The sequence below is a fragment of the Gordonia paraffinivorans NBRC 108238 genome, assembly GCF_000344155.1.
Taxonomy (GTDB): domain Bacteria; phylum Actinomycetota; class Actinomycetes; order Mycobacteriales; family Mycobacteriaceae; genus Gordonia; species Gordonia paraffinivorans.
Window position 1 is genome coordinate 1 of record NZ_BAOQ01000015.1, and the last position, 24829, is coordinate 24829.

Sequence of the window (24829 nt, forward strand, 5' to 3'; positions counted from 1 at the left end):
AAGGTGCACTCCGCGTCGACCCGCCTGCACGCGCTGGTGGACTCGCTGGAGCGCAGCGCCGCCGCACTCGGCGACCGGCTGTTCACGCCGGCGGGTCTCATGGCCCTCGTCCCGATCGCCGCCGACCACCTCGGGCGCGGCGTCGACATCGTCGCCCGCACCCGGGCGGAGCTGCAGGCCGACACCGAGGCGATGGCCGCACTCGGCCGCCGCACCGCACCCGCGGCTTCCGGGGCACCGGCCGACGCCGGGCGACTGTCGTCTGTGCCCGTGCCCGGCGGCGTCGCGGTGACGCTCCCCGACGGTTCGGTCGCCTACGCCCCGAACGAGCGCGCGGCGACGGCGGTTCGTGCCGCCCTCAGCCAGCGCGGGGTGCCCTACGTGTGGGGAGGGACCACGCCCGACGGCTTCGACTGCAGCGGCTTCACCCAGTGGGCCTACCGGCAGGCCGGGGTCGAGTTGCCGCGCCTCGCCCAGGACCAGGACACCGCCGGGTACCCGGTGTCGCAGGCAGACCTGCAGCCGGGCGATCTCGCGGTGTGGTCGGGACATGTCGCGATGTACATCGGCAACGGCCAGCTCATCGAGGCGGGCGACCCGGTGGGGGTGTCGCCACTGCGGACCACCAATCTGGACCAGACCTTCGAAGGCTTCTACCGACCCCGATGACACCGCAGGTGAAGGGCGGCCGAGCGACGCCGAGGAGCAGGCCGTCGCCCTCAGTGCGGCCCACTACTGGATCCGGCGCCATCTATCGCTAGGCTGTGTCCCCATGGCCGGAGACATCGTCCCGATTGAGCTCGGACTCACCGACGGAAACAGCTTCACCCTGTGGGCACCCCGCTGGCGCGAGGGTGACGACGAGTGGGAGGCGTTCCTCGGACTCGACGAGGATCTCTACGTCCTGCCGGGCGTCGCCGAACTCGCGGCCTTCGTGCGCACCAACAACGACAACGACCTCGTCGAACACCCGGCCTGGCCGACCCTGGTCCAGGTGCAGGCCGAGGAACTCATCCCCGACGAGCGCCACACCTACGACCTCGTCGGCGTGCCGGAACTCGCGGCCGAGGACCCGACCCCCGAGGTCATCGCCGAGCTCGAGGACGCTCTCGAGATCGTGCGCATCCTGGGTGAGGTCTGCGAACTGGTCCCCATCACCAAGTTCTTCAACGGCAATCCGATCCTGGGCGCCGTGACCACCGGCACCCGTAACTTCGAGGGCCGCGAGGGCCTCGACCTCTGGGTCCGGATCGGCAGGCTCATCGCCAAGCACTGGGACGACGTCCTCGACGCCATCGACGAGGTCATCACTGTTCCCGAGGTCGACCCTAAGGCGGTCGAGACCGCCGAGGCCGAACTCGAGGCGGCCGCGTCCGCCGAGGACGAGGACGAGCCGACCGACGACGAGGACATCGAGATCGTCGAGACCCTCGACGCCGAGGACGACGATGAAGAAGACGACGACCTCGACGACGAGTACGACGACGACGATTTCTGGGCGTCCGTCGGTATCGACCCCATCAAGATCGTCACCCGCGGCGACGAGTACCTGACCCTGCGGTGCTACCTGGGTGACGACCCGGTCTTCCTCGGCGCCGACGGGAAGATCTTCGTGTTCACCTCCGCCCGCGCCCTGTCGCGGTTCCTCGCTGAGGAGAACGACCACGACCTGGCCGATCTCTCGACCTTCGAGGACGTCCGCGCGGAGGCGACCGACGGCTCGCTGGAGTTCGACGTCATCGACGACAACGTGTACGTCCTGCCCGGCATCTCCGAGGACATCGCCGACGGCCCGCGCCGGATCGATCGCGACCAGCTCGACCTCGCCGTCGAACTGCTCACCGACGCCGCCGACTACGCCGACGACGACACCGTCTCCGAGGCGCTGGGGTCGACCACTCCCCTCGGTTGGTTCATCGACTACGCGCTCAACCCCGACCCGAAGCGCATGGCCCCGAGCGGGCCGTTCGACAACGAGGCCGAGGCCTGGCGCGCACTCGAGCACGACTTCGAGGCCCGGCTGGTCAAGAAGGGCTAGCCGTACCGCCCGGGCGCCGGGCGCCGCGACCTAACCCAGCAGCACCGCGTAGCCGGGCTTGATCACGTCGTCGATGAACCGCAGCCGTTCGTCGAAGTGGATGAACGCCGACTTCATGGCGTTCACGGTGAAGCGCTCGAAGTCGGCCCACCCGTATCCGAAGTGCTCGGCCAGCAGGGCGAACTCCTTGGTCATCGAGGTGTCGCCCATGAGCCGGTTGTCGGTGTTGACCGTGACGCGGAACCGCAGTCGCGCCAGCACGTTGAACGGATGCTCCGCGAGTGAGGCGACCGCGCCGGTCTGCACGTTGGAGCTCGGGCACAGTTCGAGCGGAATCCGCTTGTCGCGCACCACGTTTGCGATCAGGCCGAGCTTCGCGCCGGTGAACGACCGATCGGCGGGATGCGCCCCCTCCGGCAGCTCGATGTCGTCGATGACCCGCACCCCGTGACCGAGCCGGTCGGCGCCGCAGAAGCCGATCGCCTCGTGGATCGACGGCAGTCCGAAGGCCTCGCCGGCGTGGATCGTGAACGGCGCCGAACTGGCCCGCATGTACTCGAAGGCGCCGAGGTGGCGGGTCGGCGGGTGGCCGGCCTCGGCACCGGCGATGTCGAACCCGACGACGCCGCGGTCGCGATACCGGACCGCGAGTTCGGCGATCTCGAGTGACCGCGCCGCGTGACGCATCGCGGTCACCAGGCACCGGACGGTGATCTGCTTGCCGCGCTCGGCGGCGACCCGCTCCCCGTCGGCGAAGCCGCGCAGCACGGCCTCGACCACCTCGTCGAGGGTCAGCCCCTGCTCGAGGTGCTGTTCGGGGGCGTAGCGCACCTCGGCGTAGACGACGTTGTCGTCGGCGAGGTCCTCGACGCATTCGCGCGCCACCCGCTCGAGCGCGCCGACGGTCTGCATCACCGCGACGGTGTGCTCGAAGGTCTCCAGGTAGCGCACGAGCGAACCGCTGTCGGCGGCCTCGCGGAACCAGCGCGCAAGGCCCTCGACGTCGTCGGCCGGCAGCCGGTCGTAACCGGTCTCGGCGGCGAGCTCGAGCACCGTCGCGGGGCGCAGCCCGCCGTCGAGGTGGTCGTGTAGGAGCACCTTCGGTGCGAGCTTCAGGTGTGCGGCATCGAGCGTCGTCATCATCCGAACCTAACGCGGTCGATGATCAGCGGCCGGGTGTGCGCGGTGGCGGCGTCCGACGCCGCCGCGCCACCCGTGGCGATCCGCGCCGCTCGACGCAGGCAGGCCCGCACGGCCGGGATCCGGTCGTCGTCCTGCGTGTGCAGCGTGAACAGGACCTGTCCGGCGCGAACCCGGTCTCCGGGCCGGACGTGGACGATCACGCCGGCCTCGGCGGCAACCGCCTCGCCCGGCTTCGACCGGCCGCCACCCGCCAGCCAGGCGGCGTCGCCGACGGCGCGGGCGTCCACCTCGACCACGACGCCGGCGGACTCGGCGGCGACGTCGTCGGTGTGCCGCGCGACGGGCAAGGGCGCGTCCGGGTCGCCGCCCTGCGCGGCGATCATCGCCCGCCAGGTGTCCATGGCCCGGCCGTTGGCCAGGTGCTCGGCCGGGTCGGCGTCGGGCAGCCCGGCCGCGTCGAGCATCTCGCGTGCCAGGGCGAGGGTGAGTTCCACGACGTCGTCGGGTCCACCGCCGGCCAGGACCTCGAGCGACTCGGCGACCTCGACGGCGTTGCCGACCGCCCGCCCCAGCGGGACGCTCATGTCGGTGATCAGCGCACGGGTGTCCACACCGGCATCGATACCCAGTTCGACCATCGTCGACGCGAGTTCCCGGGCATCGGACTCGTCCGGCAGGAATGCGCCCGAGCCGGTCTTGACGTCGAGGACGAGCGCGGCGGTTCCCTCGGCGATCTTCTTGCTCATGATCGAGCTGGCCAGCAGCGGGATGGACTCGACGGTGCCGGTGACGTCGCGCAGCGCGTACAGCTTGCGGTCGGCGGGGGCGAGATCGGCGCCGGCGGCGCAGATGACCGCGCCGACGCGTTCGAGCTGGTCGAACATCTCCGTCGTGCTCAGCTCGGCCCGCCAGCCCGGGATCGACTCCAGTTTGTCCAGCGTGCCGCCGGTGTGCCCCAGGCCTCGGCCGGACAGCTGCGGGACGGCCACGCCGAACGACGCCACCAGCGGTGTCAGCGGCAGGGTGATCTTGTCCCCGACTCCGCCGGTGGAATGCTTGTCGACGGTCGCGAGCGGCCGGCCGTCGCGACGCAGGCCCGACAGATCCATTCGCCGCCCGCTGTCGATCATCGCCTGCGTCCAGGTCGCGATCTCGCGTCGCGTCATCCCGCGCAGGTAGATCGCCATGAGAAGCGACGACATCTGCTCGGGGGCGACCTCGCCGCGGGTGTAGCCGTCGAGCATCCAGGCGATCTGCGCGTCGCCGAGCTCGTTCCCGCCGCGTTTGGTGGCGATCACCGAGACCGCGTTGATGACCTCGTCGGCGCCGGCCGAGATGCCGCGGGTGCCGGCGCTCACGGGACCACCTCGGCGATGTCGTCGGGCCCGAACGCGTCGGGAAGCAGGTCGGCGAGGGTTCGGGATCCGGAGGGATGATCGACGAGGAGACCGCGTCCGCCGTGCTCGAGGAGAACCTGCCGGCACCGGCCGCACGGCATGAGGACCTTCCCGTTGGCATCGGTGACCGAAACGGCCCGCAGCGTCCCCCGTCCGTGGGCGACCAATTGCGCGATCAGCGACACCTCGGCGCAGATACCGAGTCCGTATGAGACATTTTCCACATTGCAGCCTCCGAGGATTTCGCCCTCGGATGTGATCCCGGCCGCACCCACCGGATAGCGCGAATACGGGGCATAGGCCCGCGACAACATTTCACTTGCTTTGTGGCGCAGGACATTCCAATCGATCACCGTATCCACGCCCACCTCCTCGCAAAAGCGTCGATCCGCCCGGATGCCGGAAATTCACCGGCCCCAGAGCTTGGGTAAGGCAAACCTAAGTCGGATTCTCTTGTGCCTCAAATCGGTTCGGGCAATTTATCACCGCTTCCGGCATGGGTTTAGAGTCTCTTGTCATGGGTCCATGGTCGAGTCGGAGCATGCCGATTCGACGCGTCCATCGACGATGTTGGAGGCCACTTTTCCGATGAGCACCTCGACCGAAGTCGCACCTGACCCGGTGCGTCGACGTTCTCTGTACCGCGGCGACCCAGGCATGTGGTCCTGGGTGCTTCACCGCATCACCGGCGTAACCATCTTCTTCTTCCTGTTCGTGCACGTGCTGGACACCGCGGTCATCCGCGTCGATCCGAACCAGTACGACGCGATCATCGAGACCTACAAGACCCCCATCATCGGTCTGATGGAGATCGCCCTCGTGGCGTGCGTCCTGTTCCACGCCTTCAACGGCGTGCGCCTGATCCTGGTGGACTTCTGGTCCAAGGGCCCCAAGTACCAGCGGCAGATGCTGTGGGTCGCCCTGACCCTGTTCGTCGTCGTCTTCGCCGCCGGCGCCGTGCGCCTGCTGCAGATCCTGATCGACCACCTGTAGGAGCCACCAGAGATGACCACCTCGGAAGCCACGGGTGTCGCCAAGACCCTCGGCACACAGCACGACCGCCCCGCGAGCCTGGACAACCCGCGCTCGCCCCGCAAGCCCAAGGGCAACAACTTCGAGAAGTACGCATGGCTGTTCATGCGGTTCTCCGGCCTGATCCTCGTCTTCCTGACGATCGGCCACATGTTCATCATGCTCGCCTGGGACGGCGGCGTGCATCGCATCGACGCCTCGTTCGTCGCCGCTCGCTGGAGCTCGCCGGGCTGGCAGATCTGGGATCTGACCATGCTGTGGCTGGCCGAGCTGCACGGCGGCAACGGCGTGCGCACCGTCATCGCCGACTACTCGCGCAAGGACTCGACCCGCTTCTGGCTCAACACCCTGCTGCTGGTGTCGATCATCCTGACCCTCGCGCTCGGCACGTACGCGATCCTCACCTTCGACGTCAACAGCGTCGGCTAAAGGAGACCAGAAACCATGCAGGAACACCGCTACGACGTCGTCATCGTGGGTGCCGGTGGCGCCGGAATGCGCGCGGCCATCGAGTCCGCCCCGCGTGCACGCACCGCAGTTCTCACCAAGCTCTACCCCACTCGCAGCCACACCGGCGCGGCACAGGGCGGCATGTGCGCCGCACTGGCCAACGTCGAGGAGGACAACTGGGAGTGGCACACCTTCGACACCGTCAAGGGCGGTGACTACCTCGCCGACCAGGACGCCGTGGAGATCATGGCCAAGGAGGCCATCGACGCGGTCCTCGACCTCGAGAAGATGGGTCTGCCGTTCAACCGGACCCCGGAGGGCAAGATCGACCAGCGTCGCTTCGGCGGCCACACCCGCGACCACGGCAAGTCGCCCGTGCGTCGTGCGTGCTACGCCGCCGACCGCACCGGTCACATGATCCTGCAGACCCTCTACCAGAACTGCGTCAAACACGACGTCGAGTTCTTCAACGAGTTCTACGCGCTGGACATCTGCCTCGCGGAGAACGAGGACGGCGAGCTGGTCGCCAACGGCGTCGTCGCCTACGAGCTGGCCACCGGCGAGATCCACGTCTTCCACGCCAAGTCGATCATCTTCGCGACCGGCGGCTCGGGCCGCATGTACAAGACCACGTCCAACGCCCACACCCTCACCGGTGACGGCATGGGCATCATCTTCCGCAAGGGCCTGCCGCTGGAGGACATGGAGTTCCACCAGTTCCACCCGACGGGCCTGGCCGGCCTCGGCATCCTCATCTCGGAGGCCGTGCGCGGCGAGGGCGGCATCCTCCGCAACGCCGACGGCGAGCGCTTCATGGAGCGTTACGCCCCCACCATCAAGGACCTCGCGCCGCGTGACATCGTCGCCCGCTCGATGGTGCTCGAGGTGCTCGAGGGCCGCGGCGCCGGACCGAACAAGGACTACGTCTACATCGACGTGACCCACCTCGGCGAGGATGTCCTCAACGAGAAGCTGCCGGACATCACCGAGTTCGCGCGCACCTACCTCGGCGTCGACCCGGTCACCGAGTACGTCCCGGTCTTCCCGACCTGCCACTACGTCATGGGCGGCATCCCGACCAACGTCAACGGTCAGGTGCTGCGCAACAACGACGAGATCGTGCACGGCCTCTACGCCGCCGGCGAGTGCGCCTGCGTGTCGGTGCACGGCGCGAACCGCCTGGGCACCAACTCGCTGCTCGACATCAACGTCTTCGGCCGTCGTGCCGGCATCGCCGCCGCGGAGTACGCCAACAACGCGGACTTCGTCGATCTGCCGGAGCGCCCGACCGAGATGGTCGACAAATGGCTCGAGCTGCTGCTCAGCGAGCACGGCCACGAGCGCGTCGCCGACATCCGCTCCGAGCTGCAGGCGTCGATGGATGCGAACGCGTCGGTGTTCCGCACCGAGGAGACCCTCAAGCAGGCTCTCACCGACATCCACGCGCTCAAGGAGCGCTACGCCCACATCCGCGTCCACGACAAGGGCAAGCGCTACAACAGCGACCTGCTCGAGGCCATCGAGCTCGGCTTCCTGCTCGAGATGGCCGAGGTGACCGTCGTCGGCGCCCTCAACCGCAAGGAGTCGCGCGGCGGCCATGCGCGCGAGGACTACCCCGATCGTGACGATGTGAACTACATGCGCCACACCATGGCCTACAAGAAGGGCACCGACCTTCTCGCGGACATCGAGCTGGACTACAAGCCCGTGGTGCAGACCCGTTACGAGCCGATGGAGCGTAAGTACTGATGACATCTGTTCTGGACAAGCCCACGCCCTCCTCCGACGAGCCGCCGCTGCCCCCGGTGCCCCCGGAGGCCCACATGGTGACGCTGAAGATCTACCGGTTCAACCCGGAGAATCCCGACGCCCAGGGCTTCGAGAGCTTCCGTGTCCCGGCGCTGCCGACCGACCGTCTGCTCAACCTGCTGCTGTACGTGAAGGGCTACCTCGACGGCACCCTCACGTTCCGCCGCAGCTGCGCGCACGGCGTGTGCGGCTCGGACGCGATGCGCATCAACGGCGTCAACCGCCTCGCCTGCAAGCTCCTGATGAAGGACCTGCTCCCCAAGGACAAGTCCAAGGAGATCACCATCACCGTCGAGCCGATCCGCGGCCTGCCGGTGGAGAAGGATCTCGTGGTCGACATGGAGCCGTTCTTCGACGCGTACCGCGCGATCAAGCCGTTCCTGATCACCACGGGCACCGAGCCGACCCGCGAGCGCATCCAGAGCCAGGCCGACCGCGCCCGCTTCGACGACACCACCAAGTGCATCCTGTGTGCGTGCTGCACCACGAGCTGCCCGGTGTTCTGGACCGAGGGCTCGTACTTCGGCCCGGCCGCGATCGTCAACGCGCACCGCTTCATCTTCGACAGCCGTGACGAGGGTGCCGTCGAGCGTCTCGACATCCTCAACGACGTCGACGGTGTGTGGCGCTGCCGCACGACCTTCAACTGCACCGACGCATGCCCCCGCGGCATCCAGGTCACGCAGGCCATCTCGGAGGTCAAGCGCGCACTGATGTTCTCGCGCTAGTTCCACGCTTTCTCTGCAGCCCGGCGACGGCCCGCACCGGTTCTCGGTGCGGGCCGTCGCTCTCTTCCCCGATGCAGCAGACCGTGACGGGGGGCGACACGAGCCGCTACATCTCGCGGGCGCCCGAGGCCCCGCCCCGGAAGATCCCCGCGATGATCGAGTCCACCAGCGCCGTCTCCTCCTCGGGGGCCGCCGGCCAGAGCAGCATGGTCAACACCGACCGGATCGCGAACCGTGCGGCGACGACGTCGTCGGGGTCGATGCCGATCAGTTCCGCGGCGACGGCCGACACGGTCGGTGAAGCGAGCACCGTCGGTGTCGTGGCGACGAGGCTTCCCGGCCGGAGGAACTGACGGATCACCCGGTCCGCGCGCAGCGCGCCGACCGCCGCGATGATCGCGATCCGCGCGCGCTCCTCCCCCGTCGTGCCGGCGACCGCCGCGCGGATCGAGTCCAGGACCGGGGCGGCGGTCGCCGACAGCACCGCCTCGATCAACTGGGCACGGCCACCGGCATGGCGGTAGATCGTCGCCCGCGAGCAGTGCGCCCGGGCGGCCAGTTCCTCGACGCTGAACGCGTCGAGTCCACGCGAGGCGATCAGCGCCGCGGCCTGGGAGACGAGGCGCCTCCGTGCCGCGTCCCTCCGGTCGCCACCCACGAGCCAGTCGGCCATGCGTACTCCTCCGTCGTCTGGTCTCATGATGAGACAGCGCCCGGACCTTCGTGGCCGTTTTCTCGCAGTACGGAAGGCATCGGTGAGACTCCGATGGCGGAGGCCGCCGTCCGCTCGTATCGACTTCGGAGCGAACCGTTGTCCCGACTGCCCCGGTCGGCGACGCTGGACGCATGCTCACCCTCGACGACCCCGCGTTCCTCGCCCGCTTCCACCGCGGCCACCCGGTGCAGCGGCTCGGCGACTCGGCGTTCTACGCGGTCGGCACCTGGGATCTGATCGCCGACGTCGTTCGTCGCCCGGCCGAGTTCTCGTCGAACCTCACCGCGACGATGATCTGCCACGACGACGGGTCGATCAGCGAGTTCCCGGTCGCGGGACCGGGTGACGCGATGCACGTGCTGGCCACGGCCGACGGTGCCCGGCACCGCCTCCACCGATCTCTGGTGATGCCCTCGCTGACACCGGCACGCATCCGCGAGCTCGAACCGCGTGTCGCGGAGGTCGTCGACACCGCGTGGTCCGAGGGGGTCGACGGAGACCGGCTCGACTGGTCCACCGCGGTGGCACGGCGGGTTCCGGTCACCGTGGTCACCGAGCTGCTCGGCCTGCCGGCCAAGGACGTCGACGACCTGTCCCGCTGGGCCCACGCCACCAACGTCCTCATCGACGGCGTGATCACCGGCGCCGAGTTGTCCACGGCGACCACCGCCGTCGCCGAGCTCACCGCCTATCTCGACGACGCCCTCGCGAGGACCCTGGGCGATCCCGGCGCCGGCGCCGGTGTGCTCGGCGACATCGCCACCGCCGTCTCCCGCGGCGACCTCGACCGCGCTGCCGCGGTGATGATGCTGCTGCAGCTCGTCGCGGCCGGTTCCGACTCGACGACGAGCCTGCTCGACAGCGCGGCCCGGCTGCTCGTCGAACACCCGGAGGTCACCGGACGCCTGCGCGGAGAACCCGAGGCCGTGCCGGCCTTCGTCGACGAGGCGCTGCGCCTGGAATCGCCGTTCCGCGGGCACTTCCGACACGTCGTCGAGGACACGGTGCTCGGCGACACACGTCTGCCCGCCGGCTCCCACCTGTACCTGATGTGGCGTGCGGCCAACCGGGATCCCGGGCAGTTCGACGACCCCGACCGCCTCGACCTCGATCGAGGGCGCGACGCCGGGGCCCGACGACCGGCCCGCTCCGCCCACGTCGCCTTCGGCAAGGGGATCCATCTGTGCGTCGGTTCCGGCCTCGCCCGCCTGCAGGGTCGGCTGACGGTGGAGAAACTCCTCGGTGAGACAACGGATTTCGCCGCCGAGGAATCGTCAGGGGCGCTGACGCTGACGCTCACCCGCTGAACTGCCCCGCCGCTGCCGCGGAACCGGACACGGCGCGGATGCGTCCAAGAGACACATGCCGCCCACCGTCGTCGAACGGAGAATCCGTGATCCGGACCCTGGCGTTCCGCCTTCTGCTCACCGTCGCCCTCGGCATCCTCGGGTGCCTGATCGTCTTCGTCCCCGCCACCGCACGATCGACTCCTGCGGCCTCTCCGACGCCGGTTCGGACGCCGAGCACGCCGCCTCCGCAGTCCGGTCCGGAGGCCGAAGATCGCGTGAGCATCACCTTCGTCTCCGACCAGCAGCACAACGGCGCCGCCGCGTGGTCCGACGCGACCGGGAACCTGCGAACCCAGACGCATGTCCCACTCCTCCAGCGGGATTCGCAGAGCGGACTCTGGTCGGCCACCCTCGTCTTCACACGACACTCCCCGGACGCCCCGCTCCACGCGGTGTTCCGGTCCGGCGGGAGATTCGCACGCTGCGAGGTCCGGGTGAACGATCGGCTGGTGGCCGAGGACTCCGCGCACGGCGACCACCCGACCAGCACGTGTCAGCCGAACACGAACGAAAAATGACCCGAATTTCCCACTTGGAGGGAGGAATCGGGGCGCCGACCGTACTCTGTCTGTCGTCATGAGCACATGAGCGGAGACCAGCATGGCGGAACACAGCGACTCCGGGGCCGCAAACCCTTCGGGAGCAGACCATTCCGGAGCGGGTGCGTCCACCGTGCTGCACGACCCCGGCGACAAGGGCCTGCGGATCGGCTCGATCGGCCTGCTCGGCAACGTGATCATCGGCCTGGCCGCGGTCGCCCCGGCGTACAGCCTCGCGGCGACCCTGGGCTTCGTCGTGGACAGTGTCGGCGAGAAGGCGCCGTCGATGTTCGTCCTCGCGTTCCTGCCGATGCTGCTGGTGGCCTTCGCCTATCGTGAGCTGTCCACCGACACCCCCGACTGTGGGACGACGTTCACCTGGGCCACAAAGGCATTCGGCCCGTGGATCGGGTGGATCGGCGGCTGGGGCGTGGCCGTCTCGGCGATCATCGTGCTGGCCAACGTCTCCGAGATCTCCGCGCTCTACCTGTTCCAGTTTCTCGGGCTCGACGCCCTCGCCGACAGCCTGTTGGCCCGGGTGTTGCTCGGGAGCTCCTTCATCATCACGATGACCTGGATCAGCATCCGCGGCATCGTCATCAGCGAGCGGATGCAGATGATCCTCATGTTCATCCAGTTCGCCGTGTTGATCGTCGCGAGCGTGATCGCCCTGGTCAAGGTGGGCCTCGACCGCGCCGGGCCGCAGGCGATCGATCCCGAGTGGTCGTGGCTGTGGCCCGGGGGCCTCGACCAGTCGCAGATCGCCGCGGCGGTCATCCTGTGCATCTTCATCTACTGGGGCTGGGATGCGTGCCTGGCCGTCAACGAGGAGACCAGGGATCCAGAGAAGACCCCGGGTCGCGCGGCCCTGCTCACCTGCCTCATCCTGGTCGCGACCTACGTCCTGGTCACCTACGCCATCCAGTCGTTCGCCGGGTTCGGCGACACCGGCATCGGCCTCGGGAACGACGCCAACGACGAGGACGTGCTGACCATCCTCGGTGAACCGGTGGCGGGCGCGGTCATGGTGTCGGCGCTGCTGCTGACCGTCTGCGTCTCCGCCCTGTCGTCGACGCAGTCCACGATCCTGCCGACGGCGCGCGGCAGCCTGTCGATGGCGGTGTACAAGGCGCTGCCCGAGAAGTTCGCGTCGATCCACCCCCGCTACATGACGCCGGCATTCGGCACCGCGGTGATGGGCGGCGCCGCACTCACCTTCTATCTGGTGTTGTCGCTGGTCAGCCAGGACACCCTCGCCGACTCGATCGCCTCGCTCGGACTGGCGGTGGCGTTCTACTACGGCATCACCGCGTTCGCGTGCGTCTGGTATTTCCGGTCGACGCTCCTCACCTCGGCACGCAACTTCTTCTTCCGGGGCCTCTTCCCGCTCGTCGGCGGCCTGGCCATGACCGCGGCCTTCGTCAGGTCGGCGTACGACATGATCTCCCCGGACTACGGCGCGACCTCGATCGGCGGGATCGGCGGCGTCTTCGTCATGGGTGTGGGCATGCTGGTACTCGGCATCCCGTTGATGCTGGCCTGCTTCGCGTACAACAGCGAGTTCTTCCGCGGGAAGACGCTGACCGCCGACACCGAGGTGAAGGTTCCCGATGTCTACTGACTCCCTCGCCGCCACGCCCGACGACACCGCCGGCGACGCACCGGTCCCCCGGCTCACCGTCGGCTACCTGGCGACGCCGTCGGGCGCCGACGGAGTCGCCCTGGGTGTCGCCCTGGCCCGCGTGACCGGCGCTGACCTCGACCTCGTGTGCGTGGTGCGTCCGGTCCCCTACGACGGCTCGCCCGGCATCGCGCAGTACCAGCGACGCCTCGAAGACCAAGCCGCCCAATGGCTTCGCGAGGGCGCCGCCCTCATCCCGCCCGGATTCCGGTACCGCACCATCGTCACCGTCAACGATTCCTTCGCCGACGGGCTGATCTCCCACGCCGTGGAGACGGGCGCGAAGATGATCGTCGTCGGCGGCACCGGCGACGGCCTGTTGCGGCGCCACACGCTCGGCACGGTCAGCAACGAACTCGTGCATTCCTCGCCGGTTCCGGTCGCGCTGGCGCCCCGCGGGTACTCCGACCGGGTCGACACCGTCCTCGGCACGGTGACCGTCGCGGTGCCCGTCGAGCCCGACGCCGACAACCCACTGCCGTTCGCCGAGAAGCTCGTCGAACGCGCCAAACTGAACCTCAGGCTGCTGTCGCTGGTGTCGCTCGAATCCCCCTTCGACGACGACTCGTCGCGTGATGCCCGTCGAGCGCAGATCGCCGTGGCCCGCGAACTCCTCGACAGGACTCGCGCCGAGGTGTCTCCCGAACTCGAGGTCGGGGTCGTCGTCGCCGACGGTGACACGCTCGACGAGGCCCTGGCCAACCTTCCGTGGGGCGACGACGACATCGTCGCGGTCGGGTCCGGCCACCTCGCGCCACCCCATCGGGTCTTCCTGGGCAGCACCGCGGCCCGAATCCTGCGCTGGACGACATCCCCGGTCATCGTCGTGCCCAGAAGCCGCTGAGCCCGGGACCGCCGTCCCCACGACCGAACCCCTGCCGACCGAACCGAGACACGTGGAGCCGCAATCGCCGTGAGCATCGATCCAGTGCGCGTGCTGGAGATCCGGCATGCCGAGACCGAGCCGCCCGGTTCCTACGGCCCCGCGCTCGACGAACTCGCCGACGTGACGACGCTGCGCATCTGGCGCGAGGACGTCCCCGACGACCTATCCGACGTCGAGGCGATCGTCACCCTGGGCGGCGCGATGGGCGTCGACGACGCACCCGCCATCGGCTGGATCGACCACGAGATCGTATTGCTGCGCCGCGCACTCGAACTCGGCATCCCGGTGTGGGGTGTCTGCCTGGGCTCGCAGATGCTGGCGGCGGCGCTCGGCGCACAGGTGTACCGCAGCGACACCCCGGAGATCGGCGTCCACACCGTCACGCTGGACCCGCACGCCATCGACGATCCGATCTGGGGCGTCGACCCCGGCGAACCGGATGCGGTGCCGACCGAATTCCGGGTGGTGCAATGGCATTTCGACACCTTCGACCTGCCCGCGGGCGCCACCCGACTCGCCTCGTCACCGTGGTGCGCCAATCAGCTGTTCCGCCACGGTGATTCGTACGGCGTGCAGTTCCATCTCGAGGCCGACGGCGGACTCGTCGGGGAATGGCTGGGAGCACCGGAATCCCGCGACCTCGTCGGCGAGGCCATCGGCGCCGCGGCCACCGACCGGTTCGCGACCGACGCCACGGCCGCAGAGGTCGTCACGGTGCCCCTGCCCCACACCGTGATGCGCCGATGGCTGCGCGGGATCGCCGAACGTCGTTGACGCGCAGCGGGTCAGCTGTCGAATCCCAGACCCGTGCGGTCCAGCAAGGACAGCCACGGTCCGCGCCGGCCCCCGCGCAGCTCGCTGCGGGCGATCTCCCGCCGGGTGAGTGTGATGCCGAGCCATCGGATCGGTTCGGGCGGGAAGGGCAGCGGCTTGCGTCGCACCATGTCCAGTTCGGTGCGCTCGGTGCGCAGGCCGTCGACGAGGTCGAGCGCGGTCGCCGCGGCGAAGTGCGAGGCCCCGACCCCCAGTCCGGTGAAGCCGACCGAGGTGACCACCCGGCCCCGGTGAGAGGAGTCCCAGAACGCGCAGAACCGCGAGCAGGTGTCGATGACCCCGCCCCAGGTGTGGGTCGCGTGAATCCCCTCCAGCTGCGGGAACATCTGCAGGAGATGTTCGCCGAGCAGTGCCCACTCCTCCGGGCGTCGTTCGTGTCGCGGGTCGTCGTCGGAACCGAAGTGGTACGGCGCGTCCCATCCGCCCCACAGCAAACGGTTGTCGGCGGTGAGCCGGAAGTAGTGGAATCGCGGGCCGCTGTCGGCGAGGCCCTCGCGCCCCGACCAGCCCAGCGAGGACAACTGGTCGTCGGTGAGCGGCTCGGTCATCAGCGCGTAGTCCCACACGGGAACCGTGTAGAGCCGCAGCCGGCGCACGAGCGCACGACTCGCCGAGGTCGCCACCACCCCCCGCTCCGCTCTCACCTGCCCGTACCCCGTCCGTGCACGGACCCCCTCGCCATCGGAGGTCAGTTCGAGGACCTCGGTGCCCTCGAAGATCCGCACCCCGAGTCGCTCCGCCGCGTCGGCGAGTCCGAAGGCGAGCCTGGCCGGGTCGATCATCATCACGTCGGGGTCGTAGAGGGCGCCACGGACCATCGGCGAGTCCACCCGCTCGCGGGCGGCGTCCTCGTCGAGAAGGTCCAGATGCGCGCCGATCGCCGTTCCCGCCTCGAAGGTCTCGGCGAGGGCCTCGAACTGCCAGTCGGTGATCGCGAGGTCGAGTTCGCCGGTGCGCTCGGCGTCGGCGTCGATGCCGAGCCGGTCGAGCGTCGCCTCGATCGCGTCGAGCGTCTCCCGGCCCATCCGCAGCAGCGCGGGCATCTCGTCGCCGAACCGGCTGATGCCGTTGGGGATTCCGTGGGTGAGGCTGGCCGCGCAGAAGCCGCCGTTGCGTCCGGACGCGTGCTCGGCGATCCGGTCGCGCTCCACGAGCACCACCGAGCGTGACGGGTCGCGTTCGGCGGCCTGCACCGCCGTCCACAGTCCCGTGAATCCGCCGCCGATCACCAGCAGGTCGGCGGTGACTTCATCGGCGAGTCGCGGACGCGGCGCGGGACGCAGGTCGCGGTCGAGCCAGTAAGGCCGGGCAGCGGCCCGCGCGACCAGATCGATTCCCCGCTCGGTCGGCTGTTCCGCCCACGGCCGCGGGCTCACCCCTGGTCACTCCCGAGCCCGAACACCGTTCGGTGCCATTCCTTTTCGACCACGCCGTGCAGATCGCTCATCACGTGCTTGATCAGCAGGTACTCCTCGAGCGAGTACGTCGACATGTCCTTGCCGAAGCCCGAGGCCTTGAACCCGCCGTGCGGCATCTCGCTGATGATGGGGATGTGGTCGTTGATCCACACGCAGCCGGCGTGGATCTCCCGCGAAGCCCGCTGTGCCCGATAGACGTCCCGGGTCCACGCCGAGGCGGCGAGCCCGTAGGGCGTGTCGTTGGCGCGGCGGATCGCGTCGTCGTCGTCGGTGAAGCGGCTGACCGTGAGCACGGGGCCGAAGACCTCGTCACGGTAGATCTCGGAATCCTCCGCGACATCGGCGACGAGGGTCGGCGGGTAGAACGCCCCGGGCCCGTCGGGGATCGTGCCGCCGGTGACGATGCGCGCGCCGGACGCGCGGGCACGGTCGACCATCCCGGCGACCTTGTCGCGATGCGCGTGGGAGATGAGCGAACCGAGATCGGTTGCCGGATCGGTCGGATCGCCGATGACGACCTTCGACATGAGTTCGGCGACGCCGGTGACGAAGTCGTCGTAGAGCGCCTGGGCGACGATCGCACGGGTCGCCGCGGTGCAGTCCTGGCCGCCGTTGATCAGCGATCCCGCGACCGCGCCGTGGATCGCCGCGTCGAGGTCGGCGTCGTCGAAGACCACGAAGGGCGCCTTGCCGCCGAGCTCGAGCTGGATGCGGGCACCGGTGGTGGCGGCCTGCGCCATGACCTGCCGGCCGACGGCCGACGAGCCGGTGAAGGTGACCATGTCCACGCCCGGATGGCCGGCCAGGTGTGCACCGGCCTCGGGGCCGGTCCCGACCACGATGTTGAGCACGCCGTCGGGCAGCCCGGCCTCCGAGGCCAGGCGCGCGAGGGTCAGGGTGGTCAGCGGGGTGATCTCGGCGGGCTTGAGGACCACCGCGCACCCGGCGGCCAGAGCCGGGATGACCTTCCACACCGCCATCTGCAGCGGGTAGTTCCACGGCGTGATGGTCCCGACCACGCCGACCGGTTCGCGACGGATGCTCGAGGTGTGGTCGGCCGAGTACTCGGCGGTGGCCTTGCCCTCCAGATTGCGTGCGACACCGGCGAAGAACTCGACGTTGTCGATCGATCCCGGCACGTCGAACTCGGTCGCCAGACGCACCGCCTTGCCGGTGTGGGCCACCTCCTCGGAGATGAGCGTCTCGGACTCGGCGGCCATCGCGCGGGCCAGCGCGAGCAGCACCGAGGCGCGCTCTGCCGGGGTCGCGCGCCCCCAGGCCGGCTGGGCCGCACGGGCGCCGGCGACCGCGGCGTCGACATCTGCCCGACCGGCGAGTTTCACGGTGGCCACCGGCTCATCCGTGGCAGGATTGACGACGATGTGATCGGCGCCGGTCGCATGATGGGGTTCACCGTCGATCCAGCCGGACGGAATGCTGGTGGAGGAGGCCATGCCCCCGGATACTACCGCCGCCGTTGCGGATTCACGCGCCGAAAACCCAAACAATTGCGGATTCCGTCGAATCTGTTGCTTTCAGTTGCGGAATCCGTCACGATCGTAGGGTGGCTGATCCTGCGTCCGCACCACTCGACGCGACCGCGAAGAAGATCATCGAACTCCTCCAGACCGATGGTCGGAGCAGTTATGCCTCGATCGGCAAGGCCGTCGGCCTGTCCGAGGCGGCCGTCCGCAACCGCGTGCAGAAGCTCAGCGAGAGCGGCCTCATGCAGATCGTGGCCGTCACCGATCCGCTGAAACTCGGCTTCGCCCGGCAGGCGATGATCGGCATCCGATGCGTCGGTGACACCCAGGCCCTCGCCGACCGCCTCGCCGAACACCGCGAGATCGACTACGTCCTGCTCACCGCAGGGTCTTTCGACATCCTCATCGAGGTCGTGTGCGAGGACGACGACCACCTGCTCGACATCCTCAACAAAAAGGTGCGCTCCAACCCCGAGGTCGTCGGCACCGAGACGCTCGTCTACCTGAAACTCGTCAAACAGCAATACAACTGGGGAACACGATGACACCGAACACGCCCTCGACGCCCCGGCACTCCGGCGGCTCCCTCGGAGCCCGCAGTGCCGCCCACCTGTGGGGCCACTTCGCCCGGCACGGCGAGGGCATCACGCCGCCGGTCATCACCCGCGGCGAGGGGGTGCGGATCTTCGACGACGCCGGCCGCAGCTATCTCGACGGCCTGGCCGGCCTCTTCGTCGTCCAGGTCGGCCACGGCCGCGAGGAACTCGCCCGGGCCGCCGCGAAGCAGGCCGAGCAGCTCGCCTTCTTCCCCCTGTGGTCGTACGCCACGCCACCGGCGATCGAACTGGCCGAGCGCCTCGCCGCATACGCCCCGGGCGACCTCAACCGCGTCTTCTTCACCACCGGCGGCGGCGAGGCGGTGGAGAGCGCGTGGAAACTCGCCAAGCAGTACTTCAAGCTCGTCGGGAAACCCGGTAAGCACAAGGTGATCTCGCGGGCGGTCGCCTACCACGGAACCCCGCAGGGCGCACTGGCCATCACGGGTGTGCCGGCGCTGAAGGAGGCCTTCGAGCCGCTGACGCCCGGCGCGTTCCGGGTGCCGAACACCAACATCTACCGCGCGGCCGAGGACCTCGCCGACGACCCGAAGAAGTTCGGCCGCTGGGCGGCCGACCGAATCGCCGAGGCCATCGAGTTCGAGGGACCCGAAACGGTGGCCGCGGTCTTCCTCGAACCCGTGCAGAACGCCGGCGGATGCTTCCCGCCGCCGCCCGGATACTTCGAGCGGGTCCGCGAGATCTGCGACGAGTACGACGTGCTGCTCGTCTCCGACGAGGTCATCTGCGCCTTCGGACGCATCGGGTCGATGTTCGCGTGCGATGACTTCGGCTACGTGCCCGACATCATCACGTGCGCCAAGGGCATGACCTCCGGCTACTCCCCGATCGGCGCGATGATCGCCGACGACCGGCTGTTCGAGCCGTTCCGCGACGGCACGACGACCTTCGCCCACGGTTACACGTTCGGCGGTCATCCCGTGTCGGCGGCGGTCGCGCTGGCCAACCTCGACATCTTCGAGCGCGAGGGACTCAACGACCACGTCAAGACGATGGCGCCGGCCTTCCGGTCGACGCTCGAGCGCCTCGACGACCTGCCGATCGTCGGCGACGTGCGCGGCGAGGGCTTCTTCTACGGCATCGAACTCGTCAAGGACAAGTCCACCAAGGAGACGTTCACCGCGGACGAGTCCGAGCGCATCCTGCGCGGCTTCCTGTCGAGCGCGTTGTTCGACGCCGGGCTGTACTGTCGCGCCGACGACCGCGGCGACCCGGTCATCCAGCTCGCGCCACCGCTCATCGCCGGGCAGGCGGAGTTCGACGAGATCGAACAGATCCTGCGGTCGGTCCTCACCGAGGCCTACACGCTGCTCTGATACGTCCGCCGGACACGCCTGCGCACGCCCTGATGAGGCCCGGCCGCGCTGGTAACGTGCGGGCGGTGACCTCGGGGTGGACGCGCCGGACCGTCGGCGCACTCGCTGCAGCGATCGTCGGGGTGTCCGTCGTCGCGGCCGCACCGGTGCTGCCCGGGTCGCTCATGGCGGGTTCGGCGACCGCCGACCCGCTCGCGCCGACCGGCCGGTCGGCCACCGTCACCACGCCGGTCACCGATCACTGCCCCCACCGGGTCGGGACTCCCCCGGCCGTCGACGAGTCGGAGGTCGTCCCACCGGGATCGCCGACACCGACGCCGCTACCGGTCCCGACGCCCGCTGTCGGCGGCGAGGACCTCGCCTACTGCGGTGTGGTCGCCGATCCCGAGGCCGGGCCGGTCCCGCCGGGTCTCACCTCGGCCGGGTGGCTGGTCGCCGACCTCGACTCCGGCCGCGTCATCGCCGCGAAGGACCCGCACGGCCGCTATCGGCCGGCGTCGACGATCAAGATCCTGCTGGCCCTCGTCGCCCTCGACGAACTCGACCTCGACGCGACGGTCGTCCCCACACCCGAGGACTGGAGCGCCGAGGGCGACTCCTGCGGCATGGGTCCCGGCGGGCACTACACGGTCCGGGACCTGCTGACCGGTCTCCTGGTGGTGTCGGGCAACGACTGCGCCAATGCCCTCGCCCGCGAACTCGGCGGGGTCGACGCCACGCTGGCCAAGATGAACGAACGCGCCCGCGAACTCGGCGCCACCGACACCCGGGCGGCCTCCCCGTCCGGGCTGGACGCGCCCGGGATGTCCTCCTCGCCCTACGATCTCGCACTCTTCTTCCGCGCCGCGATGGCGAACGACACCTTCCGGGAGATGATCTCGCTGCCGACCTACCGGTTCCCCGGGTATCCGCGCCGACCCGACGTGCCCGGCGACACCGACCATCCCGCCTACGAGATGTACAGCAGCAATCGGCTTCTGCTGGACGGATATCCGGGCATGCTCGGCGGTAAGACCGGTTACACCGACGACGCGCGCAAGACCTTTGTCGCCGCCGCCGAACGCGACGGCCGCCGGATCATGATCGTGAAGATGTACGGCCTGGCCATGGAGGGCAACCCCTACTGGGATCAGGCGAGGGCGCTGTTCGAGTACGGTTTCGCCACACCCGAGGACGTCGAGGTCGGACGCCTCGTCGACCCCGCCGGAGCTGCCGATCCGTCGCGGGATCCCGCGGCGTCGGCCGACCCCGACATCGTGAGCACCGGTTCCGATTCGGCATCGCCGATGTCGGTGCGCGTTCTCGTCGGCCTGCTCGCGGCCCTGGCCGCCGTCGTGCTGCTCATGCTCGGCGTGCGCCTGTCCCGGCGCCGATGACCACGCGCCGGGAACCCGTCACCGGCGCCGGACGACCCCCACCAGGGCGGCAATTGCGGCCCCGGCACCCGCCGCGGCCGCCAAAGCCGCCGGACGCGGGGTCGGGTTCACGTCGACGGTCGGCGAGATGACCACCGGCCGTAGGAGTTCCGCGTCGGGCTCCTCGACTATCTGGTACTCGGCGTTGATCGGATCGGTCGCGCACCAGGCGGCGGCGTACAGGACGATCCGCGAGGCCAGGTAGGCGAACACCATCACGCCGAGGATGGGACCGAACGCCACACCGGCCGGGCTTCGGAGAACCGACTCCAGGTAGATCCCGCCGACGGTCTTGACGACCTCGAACGCGACGGCGGTGATCAGTCCCGCTTTGAGGGTGTTGCGAAATGGCAGACGCACCAACGGGAGTCGCGCCATGACGAACGTGAACAGCCCCCAGGTGGCGAGCACCGACACCACCAGCGACACCAACCGCACCAGGATCGGCGCCCATGACGCGCCGTCGAGCCTGACCCAGCCGAGCACGGTCTCGGTCAGCCCCGAGTTCCCGAGCGCGGTGATGGCCATGGTCAGTGCGAACGCGATCCCCAGGCCGGCGAAGGCGACGAGATCCCAGACCTTCGACATCACCGCATTGCGCTGGACCCGGCCGCCCCACATCTCGGTCATGCCCGTACGGACGCCGGAGATCCAGCCGATCCCGGTGAACGCCGCGCCGATCAGGCCGACCACGCCCACCGTCGTGCGGGAGTCGATCGCCGAGGTGATGATGTCGGAGACCTGGTCACCGAGCTGTCCCGGCATCTTCCGCACGACGGTGTCCTGGATGTCCTGCAACACCTCGGGCTGCCGCGCGAGCACGAAGCCGGCGATCGCGAAGGCGACCATGATGATCGGGACGAGCGCCAGGATGCCGTTGAAGCTGATACTGGCGGCGTACAGGTTCCCGCGCCGGTCGTTGTAGCGCTCCAGCGTCCGCAACAGGTGATCGAGCCAGGCCCAGCGCTCGCGCCGGTCCTCATACGCCGACTTCGCCCGGGCCACCAGCCGTTTCGCCGACTCGCCCACCGTACTCACCGCACCCCTCCTCGTCCGGGCCACCGCAAAGCGACCCATGCAGCATCAGACGTGCGGCATCAGGCCCTCGGTGGCAGGAATCCCACCTTGTCATAGACGGACCGCAGCGTCGACGATGCCACCGACCGCGCGCGCTCGGCGCCGCGGGCGAGGATCGCGTCGAGCTCGGCGGGATCGTCCATGTACTCGGCGACGCGCCCGCGCAGCGGGGTGACGAACTCGGTGAGCACGTCCGCGGTGTCGACCTTGAGGTCGCCGTACCCCTTGCCCTGATACTTGTCGACGAGCACGTCGATCGGGGTGCCGCTCAACGCCGACTGGATCGTCAGGAGGTTGCTGACGCCGGGCTTGTTCTCCGGGTCGAACCGGATCTCGGTGTCGGTGTCGGTGACCGCGGACCGGATCTTCTTGGCCGACTTCTTCGGTTCGTCGAGCAGGTTGATGAGGCCCTTGTCGGTCTCGGCCGACTTGCTCATCTTCGCGGTCGGGTTCTGCAGGTCGTAGATCTTGGCGAATTCCTTGACGATGTGGGCCTGCGGGATCTTGAAGGTCTTGCCGAAGCGCGAGTTGAAGCGCTGGGCGAGGTCGCGGGTGAGCTCGAGGTGCTGGCGCTGGTCCTCGCCGACCGGGACCCGGTCGACCTGGAACGCCAGGATGTCGGCCGCCATCAGGATCGGGTAGGTGAACAGCCCGACGCCGGCCGCGTCGACGCCCTGCTTGGCCGACTTGTCCTTGAACTGGGTCATGCGGCTGGCCTCGCCGAAGCCGGTGATGCACTGCAGCACCCAGGTCAGCTCGGCGATCTCCGGGATGTGCGACTGCACATAGATGGTCGAGCGCTCGGGGTCGACCCCGACGGCCAGCAGCTGCGCGACCGAGCGGCGCGTGCGTTCGGCGAGGGTCTTCGGATCGTGCGGCACGGTGATCGCGTGCATGTCCGGGATGAAGTAGTACGCCTCGAAATCCTCCTGCAGCGCCACCCACTGTCGTACGGCGCCCAGGTAGTTGCCGAGATGGAACGAGTCGCTGGTGGGCTGGATGCCCGAGAGCACGCGGGCGCGGGACGCGCCGGACTCGGACGCGCGGGCAGAGCCGGATTCGGAGACGTCAGAACTCATTGCCCCATTTTCGCAGACCTCGAAAGCACGAGGTCCGCGGTGGGTCCCCTACCGCGTTGCAGCCGGGCCTCACTCGTAGATGACGGTCACCGGCGCGTGATCGGACCACCGCAGGTCGTAGGCCGCCGCCCGGTCGACCGTCGACTTCACGGCGCGCTCGGCGAGGGAACGGTTGGTCAGCTGGTAGTCGATCCGCCAGCCGGAGTCGTTGTCGAACGCCTTGCCGCGCCACGACCACCACGAGTAGGGGCCGGTCTCGTCCGGGTAGAGCTCGCGGGTGACGTCGCGCCAGCCATTGGCGAGCAGGTCGCCCACCCACGCCCGCTCGTGCGGGAGGAAGCCCGGGTTCTTGAGGTTGCCCTTCCAGTTCTTGATGTCGGCCTCGGCGTGGGCGATGTTCCAGTCGCCGCCGACGACCACGTGGCGGCGGCGGCGCACCAGGTTGCCGAGGTAATCGCCGAACTCGTCGAGGAACCGCTTCTTCTCCTCGTACTTGGCGGCGTCCTTGGGGTCCTCGGTGAGCGCGGCGCCCTTCGGGAGATAGAGGCTCGCGGCCGTGACCGGACCGAGGTCGGTCTCGAGGTCGACCTCGAGGTAGCGACCCAGTTCGTCGAACTCGTCGCTACCGAAGCCGATCCGGACGGTCACCGGGGCCGAGCGGGTCAGCACGCCGACGCCCGCGTGGCCCTTGACGGTGGATTCGCTCATCGTCAGGTGCCACCCGGCGTCGAGCGCCGGGGCGAGCGCCTCACGCGCCAGCTCCTCGCCGGCGCGGACCTCCTGCATCAGCACGACATCCGCGGTCGTGGCGTCGAGCCAGGGCAGGAAACCGCGGTTGTTCTCCGAGCGCTGCTTGACCGCGGCCCGGATTCCGTTGACGTTGACGGTCGTGATCTCGAGTGGCACGGGGCCACATCCTACGGTTCGTCGCCGACGCCGCGCGCGGTGAGGCGAGGTCGTCACATGCGACCCGAAAAAGGGTAAGGCAAGCCTTGCGAAGGGTGCCCTACTTATGTGAGCATTGCCTGACAGGTACGAGGTTAGGTTCACCAATGTTCGTTTGCATTTGCCGCGCGGTCACCGAGGACGAGGTGCACGAGCACTGCAACAACGGTGCGTACACGATCGACGACATCGCCGATCGATGCGGCGCCGGCGAGGGCTGCGGCACCTGCTTGGAACGCCTCGACGACATCCTGAGCGAAAGGGCGGGCATCGCCACGACCGCTGCATGACCTGACAACCGCCATCCACCTCGCGCGAGCCCACGCGCGAGGGGTTTCCTCGTGTTACCGTCGTCACACAGCACCACTCGGCGACGGAAGGCTGTCACATGCGTGGCGACGATGAGGTCATTGCACTGCTCAACGAGCAGCTCACCAGCGAACTGACTGCGATCAACCAGTACTTTCTCCACGCGAAGATGCAGGAGAGCTGGGGTCTCACCGAGATCGCGGCGAAGACCCGTGCGGAGTCCATCGAGGAGATGACCCACGCGGAGATCCTCACCGACCGCATCCTCTTCCTCGAGGCCCTGCCCAATTTCCAGCGCCTGCTGCCCCTCCGCATCGGACAGTCGATCCGTGAGCAGTTCGAGTCCGACATGGCCATCGAGGTCGAGGTCGTCGAACGTCTCCGGCCGGGCATCGCGATGTGCCGCGAGAAGGGCGACATCACCAGCGCGAACCTCCTCGAGAAGATCCTCGCCGACGAGGAAGAGCACATCGACTACCTCGAGACCCAGCTCGAGCTGATCAATCGGCTCGGGGAGCCGCTCTACCTGTCGAAGACGATCGCGACGCCGCCGACGAACCAGGCGTAG

The 24829-nt window shown here is 68.9% G+C and carries 25 protein-coding genes; 16 read left to right on the forward strand and 9 right to left on the reverse strand.

Annotated features, from left to right (window positions below; translation table 11 throughout):
* Together GP2_RS08045 and GP2_RS08050 are read left to right on the forward strand one after the other, a co-directional pair.
* On the forward strand, positions 1–669 hold a 669-nt coding region (locus GP2_RS08045; protein ID WP_006899993.1), incomplete at its 5' end, for a C40 family peptidase.
* Between the two features lie 103 nt (positions 670–772).
* On the forward strand, positions 773–2038 hold the full coding sequence (locus tag GP2_RS08050; protein WP_006899994.1) for a SatS C-terminal domain-containing protein: 1266 nt from the start codon (positions 773–775) through the stop codon (positions 2036–2038).
* Between the two features lie 30 nt (positions 2039–2068).
* Here the strand turns inward: GP2_RS08050 and GP2_RS08055 are convergent, their stop codons facing one another.
* From GP2_RS08055 to GP2_RS08065, 3 genes are read right to left on the reverse strand one after another with little or no spacing between them, the layout of a single operon-like run.
* Positions 2069–3178 (reverse strand): adenosine deaminase, encoded by a 1110-nt coding sequence (locus tag GP2_RS08055; RefSeq protein WP_006899995.1) that lies wholly within the window; start codon positions 3176–3178, stop codon positions 2069–2071.
* The gene (locus GP2_RS08060; protein WP_006899996.1) at positions 3178–4539 is read right to left on the reverse strand and encodes a thymidine phosphorylase; all 1362 of its coding nucleotides are present in this window, start codon (positions 4537–4539) and stop codon (positions 3178–3180) included. The genes GP2_RS08055 and GP2_RS08060 overlap by 1 nt, the downstream gene beginning before the upstream one ends.
* Entirely contained in the window at positions 4536–4940 is a 405-nt protein-coding gene (locus GP2_RS08065) for a cytidine deaminase (protein WP_006899997.1), read from the reverse strand. Before GP2_RS08065 ends, GP2_RS08060 begins: the two co-directional genes overlap by 4 nt.
* 226 nt (positions 4941–5166) lie before the next feature.
* Here GP2_RS08065 and sdhC point away from each other — a divergent pair, with 226 nt between their 5' ends.
* From sdhC to GP2_RS08085, 4 genes are read left to right on the forward strand one after another with little or no spacing between them, the layout of a single operon-like run.
* Positions 5167–5571, forward strand: a complete 405-nt coding sequence (gene sdhC, locus GP2_RS08070; RefSeq protein ID WP_006899998.1) for a succinate dehydrogenase, cytochrome b556 subunit — start codon at positions 5167–5169, stop codon at positions 5569–5571.
* 12 nt (positions 5572–5583) lie between these two features.
* Positions 5584–6039 carry a succinate dehydrogenase hydrophobic membrane anchor subunit gene (locus GP2_RS08075; protein ID WP_006899999.1) on the forward strand — a complete coding sequence of 152 codons (456 nt, stop codon included), beginning with the start codon at positions 5584–5586 and terminating at the stop codon, positions 6037–6039.
* A 15-nt stretch (positions 6040–6054) separates the two neighbouring features.
* Complete coding sequence (sdhA, locus tag GP2_RS08080; RefSeq protein WP_006900000.1) at positions 6055–7809, forward strand: succinate dehydrogenase flavoprotein subunit; 1755 nt, start codon at positions 6055–6057, stop codon at positions 7807–7809.
* Positions 7809–8597 (forward strand): succinate dehydrogenase iron-sulfur subunit, encoded by a 789-nt coding sequence (locus GP2_RS08085; RefSeq protein ID WP_006900001.1) that lies wholly within the window; start codon positions 7809–7811, stop codon positions 8595–8597. Before sdhA ends, GP2_RS08085 begins: the two co-directional genes overlap by 1 nt.
* Before the next feature lie 106 nt (positions 8598–8703).
* On the opposite strand, the gene GP2_RS08090 is transcribed toward GP2_RS08085, so the two are convergent.
* On the reverse strand, positions 8704–9270 hold the full coding sequence (locus tag GP2_RS08090; protein WP_006900002.1) for a TetR/AcrR family transcriptional regulator: 567 nt from the start codon (positions 9268–9270) through the stop codon (positions 8704–8706).
* Between the two features lie 173 nt (positions 9271–9443).
* On the opposite strand from GP2_RS08090, the gene GP2_RS08095 reads away from it, so the two are divergent.
* The 5 genes from GP2_RS08095 (at position 9444) to GP2_RS08115 (ending at position 14541) form a co-directional block, all read left to right on the forward strand.
* Entirely contained in the window at positions 9444–10619 is a 1176-nt protein-coding gene (locus GP2_RS08095) for a cytochrome P450 (RefSeq protein WP_006900003.1), read from the forward strand.
* An 86-nt stretch (positions 10620–10705) separates the two neighbouring features.
* Positions 10706–11179: a hypothetical protein gene (locus GP2_RS08100; RefSeq protein ID WP_006900004.1), complete on the forward strand. Its 474-nt coding sequence runs from the start codon at positions 10706–10708 to the stop codon at positions 11177–11179.
* 82 nt (positions 11180–11261) lie between these two features.
* Positions 11262–12821: an APC family permease gene (locus GP2_RS08105; RefSeq protein ID WP_040526634.1), complete on the forward strand. Its 1560-nt coding sequence runs from the start codon at positions 11262–11264 to the stop codon at positions 12819–12821.
* A complete protein-coding gene (locus GP2_RS08110) occupies positions 12811–13725 on the forward strand; it encodes a universal stress protein (protein ID WP_006900006.1) in 915 nt (304 codons plus the stop codon). The genes GP2_RS08105 and GP2_RS08110 overlap by 11 nt, the downstream gene beginning before the upstream one ends.
* A gap of 69 nt (positions 13726–13794) precedes the next feature.
* The gene (locus GP2_RS08115) at positions 13795–14541 is read left to right on the forward strand and encodes a type 1 glutamine amidotransferase (protein ID WP_006900007.1); all 747 of its coding nucleotides are present in this window, start codon (positions 13795–13797) and stop codon (positions 14539–14541) included.
* Between the two features lie 11 nt (positions 14542–14552).
* On the opposite strand, the gene GP2_RS08120 is transcribed toward GP2_RS08115, so the two are convergent.
* Both GP2_RS08120 and GP2_RS08125 read right to left on the reverse strand, forming a co-directional pair.
* Positions 14553–15977, reverse strand: a complete 1425-nt coding sequence (locus GP2_RS08120; RefSeq protein ID WP_006900008.1) for an NAD(P)/FAD-dependent oxidoreductase — start codon at positions 15975–15977, stop codon at positions 14553–14555.
* On the reverse strand, positions 15974–17473 hold the full coding sequence (locus GP2_RS08125; protein WP_006900009.1) for a gamma-aminobutyraldehyde dehydrogenase: 1500 nt from the start codon (positions 17471–17473) through the stop codon (positions 15974–15976). Before GP2_RS08125 ends, GP2_RS08120 begins: the two co-directional genes overlap by 4 nt.
* 110 nt (positions 17474–17583) lie before the next feature.
* On the opposite strand from GP2_RS08125, the gene GP2_RS08130 reads away from it, so the two are divergent.
* The 3 genes from GP2_RS08130 to GP2_RS08140 all read left to right on the forward strand — a co-directional run bounded on the left by GP2_RS08130 (position 17584) and on the right by GP2_RS08140 (position 20812).
* Positions 17584–18048, forward strand: a complete 465-nt coding sequence (locus tag GP2_RS08130; RefSeq protein ID WP_006900010.1) for an Lrp/AsnC family transcriptional regulator — start codon at positions 17584–17586, stop codon at positions 18046–18048.
* Positions 18045–19436, forward strand: a complete 1392-nt coding sequence (locus GP2_RS08135; protein WP_006900011.1) for an aspartate aminotransferase family protein — start codon at positions 18045–18047, stop codon at positions 19434–19436. The genes GP2_RS08130 and GP2_RS08135 overlap by 4 nt, the downstream gene beginning before the upstream one ends.
* Positions 19437–19501: 65 nt before the next feature.
* The gene (locus tag GP2_RS08140) at positions 19502–20812 is read left to right on the forward strand and encodes a D-alanyl-D-alanine carboxypeptidase family protein (RefSeq protein ID WP_006900012.1); all 1311 of its coding nucleotides are present in this window, start codon (positions 19502–19504) and stop codon (positions 20810–20812) included.
* Positions 20813–20830: 18 nt separating this feature from the next.
* Here GP2_RS08140 and GP2_RS08145 read toward each other — a convergent pair whose 3' ends face one another.
* The 3 genes from GP2_RS08145 to GP2_RS08155 form a co-directional block, all read right to left on the reverse strand.
* Positions 20831–21889, reverse strand: coding sequence for a YhjD/YihY/BrkB family envelope integrity protein (locus GP2_RS08145; RefSeq protein WP_006900013.1), 1059 nt, complete (start codon positions 21887–21889; stop codon positions 20831–20833).
* Between the two features lie 59 nt (positions 21890–21948).
* Positions 21949–23007 (reverse strand): tryptophan--tRNA ligase, encoded by a 1059-nt coding sequence (gene trpS, locus GP2_RS08150; protein ID WP_006900014.1) that lies wholly within the window; start codon positions 23005–23007, stop codon positions 21949–21951.
* Positions 23008–23076: 69 nt separating this feature from the next.
* The gene (locus GP2_RS08155) at positions 23077–23913 is read right to left on the reverse strand and encodes an exodeoxyribonuclease III (RefSeq protein WP_006900015.1); all 837 of its coding nucleotides are present in this window, start codon (positions 23911–23913) and stop codon (positions 23077–23079) included.
* Between the two features lie 146 nt (positions 23914–24059).
* On the opposite strand from GP2_RS08155, the gene GP2_RS08160 reads away from it, so the two are divergent.
* Both GP2_RS08160 and bfr read left to right on the forward strand, forming a co-directional pair.
* Positions 24060–24242, forward strand: a complete 183-nt coding sequence (locus tag GP2_RS08160) for a (2Fe-2S)-binding protein (protein ID WP_006900016.1) — start codon at positions 24060–24062, stop codon at positions 24240–24242.
* 98 nt (positions 24243–24340) lie between these two features.
* Positions 24341–24829: a bacterioferritin gene (gene bfr / locus GP2_RS08165; RefSeq protein WP_006900017.1), complete on the forward strand. Its 489-nt coding sequence runs from the start codon at positions 24341–24343 to the stop codon at positions 24827–24829.

Bases quoted from the DNA above. Each gene is read 5' to 3' on its own strand.
- GP2_RS08050 (WP_006899994.1), top strand. From the start codon at position 773: ATGGCCGGAGACATCGTCCCGATTGAGCTCGGACTCACCGACGGAAAC.
- GP2_RS08055 (WP_006899995.1), bottom strand. From the start codon at position 3,178: ATGACGACGCTCGATGCCGCACACCTGAAGCTCGCACCGAAGGTGCTC.
- sdhC (WP_006899998.1), top strand. From the start codon at position 5,167: ATGAGCACCTCGACCGAAGTCGCACCTGACCCGGTGCGTCGACGTTCT.
- GP2_RS08075 (WP_006899999.1), top strand. From the start codon at position 5,584: ATGACCACCTCGGAAGCCACGGGTGTCGCCAAGACCCTCGGCACACAG.
- sdhA (WP_006900000.1), top strand. From the start codon at position 6,055: ATGCAGGAACACCGCTACGACGTCGTCATCGTGGGTGCCGGTGGCGCC.
- GP2_RS08085 (WP_006900001.1), top strand. From the start codon at position 7,809: ATGACATCTGTTCTGGACAAGCCCACGCCCTCCTCCGACGAGCCGCCG.
- GP2_RS08090 (WP_006900002.1), bottom strand. From the start codon at position 9,270: ATGGCCGACTGGCTCGTGGGTGGCGACCGGAGGGACGCGGCACGGAGG.
- GP2_RS08095 (WP_006900003.1), top strand. From the start codon at position 9,444: ATGCTCACCCTCGACGACCCCGCGTTCCTCGCCCGCTTCCACCGCGGC.
- GP2_RS08105 (WP_040526634.1), top strand. From the start codon at position 11,262: ATGGCGGAACACAGCGACTCCGGGGCCGCAAACCCTTCGGGAGCAGAC.
- GP2_RS08110 (WP_006900006.1), top strand. From the start codon at position 12,811: ATGTCTACTGACTCCCTCGCCGCCACGCCCGACGACACCGCCGGCGAC.
- GP2_RS08125 (WP_006900009.1), bottom strand. From the start codon at position 17,473: ATGGCCTCCTCCACCAGCATTCCGTCCGGCTGGATCGACGGTGAACCC.
- GP2_RS08135 (WP_006900011.1), top strand. From the start codon at position 18,045: ATGACACCGAACACGCCCTCGACGCCCCGGCACTCCGGCGGCTCCCTC.
- trpS (WP_006900014.1), bottom strand. From the start codon at position 23,007: ATGAGTTCTGACGTCTCCGAATCCGGCTCTGCCCGCGCGTCCGAGTCC.
- GP2_RS08160 (WP_006900016.1), top strand. From the start codon at position 24,060: ATGTTCGTTTGCATTTGCCGCGCGGTCACCGAGGACGAGGTGCACGAG.
- bfr (WP_006900017.1), top strand. From the start codon at position 24,341: ATGCGTGGCGACGATGAGGTCATTGCACTGCTCAACGAGCAGCTCACC.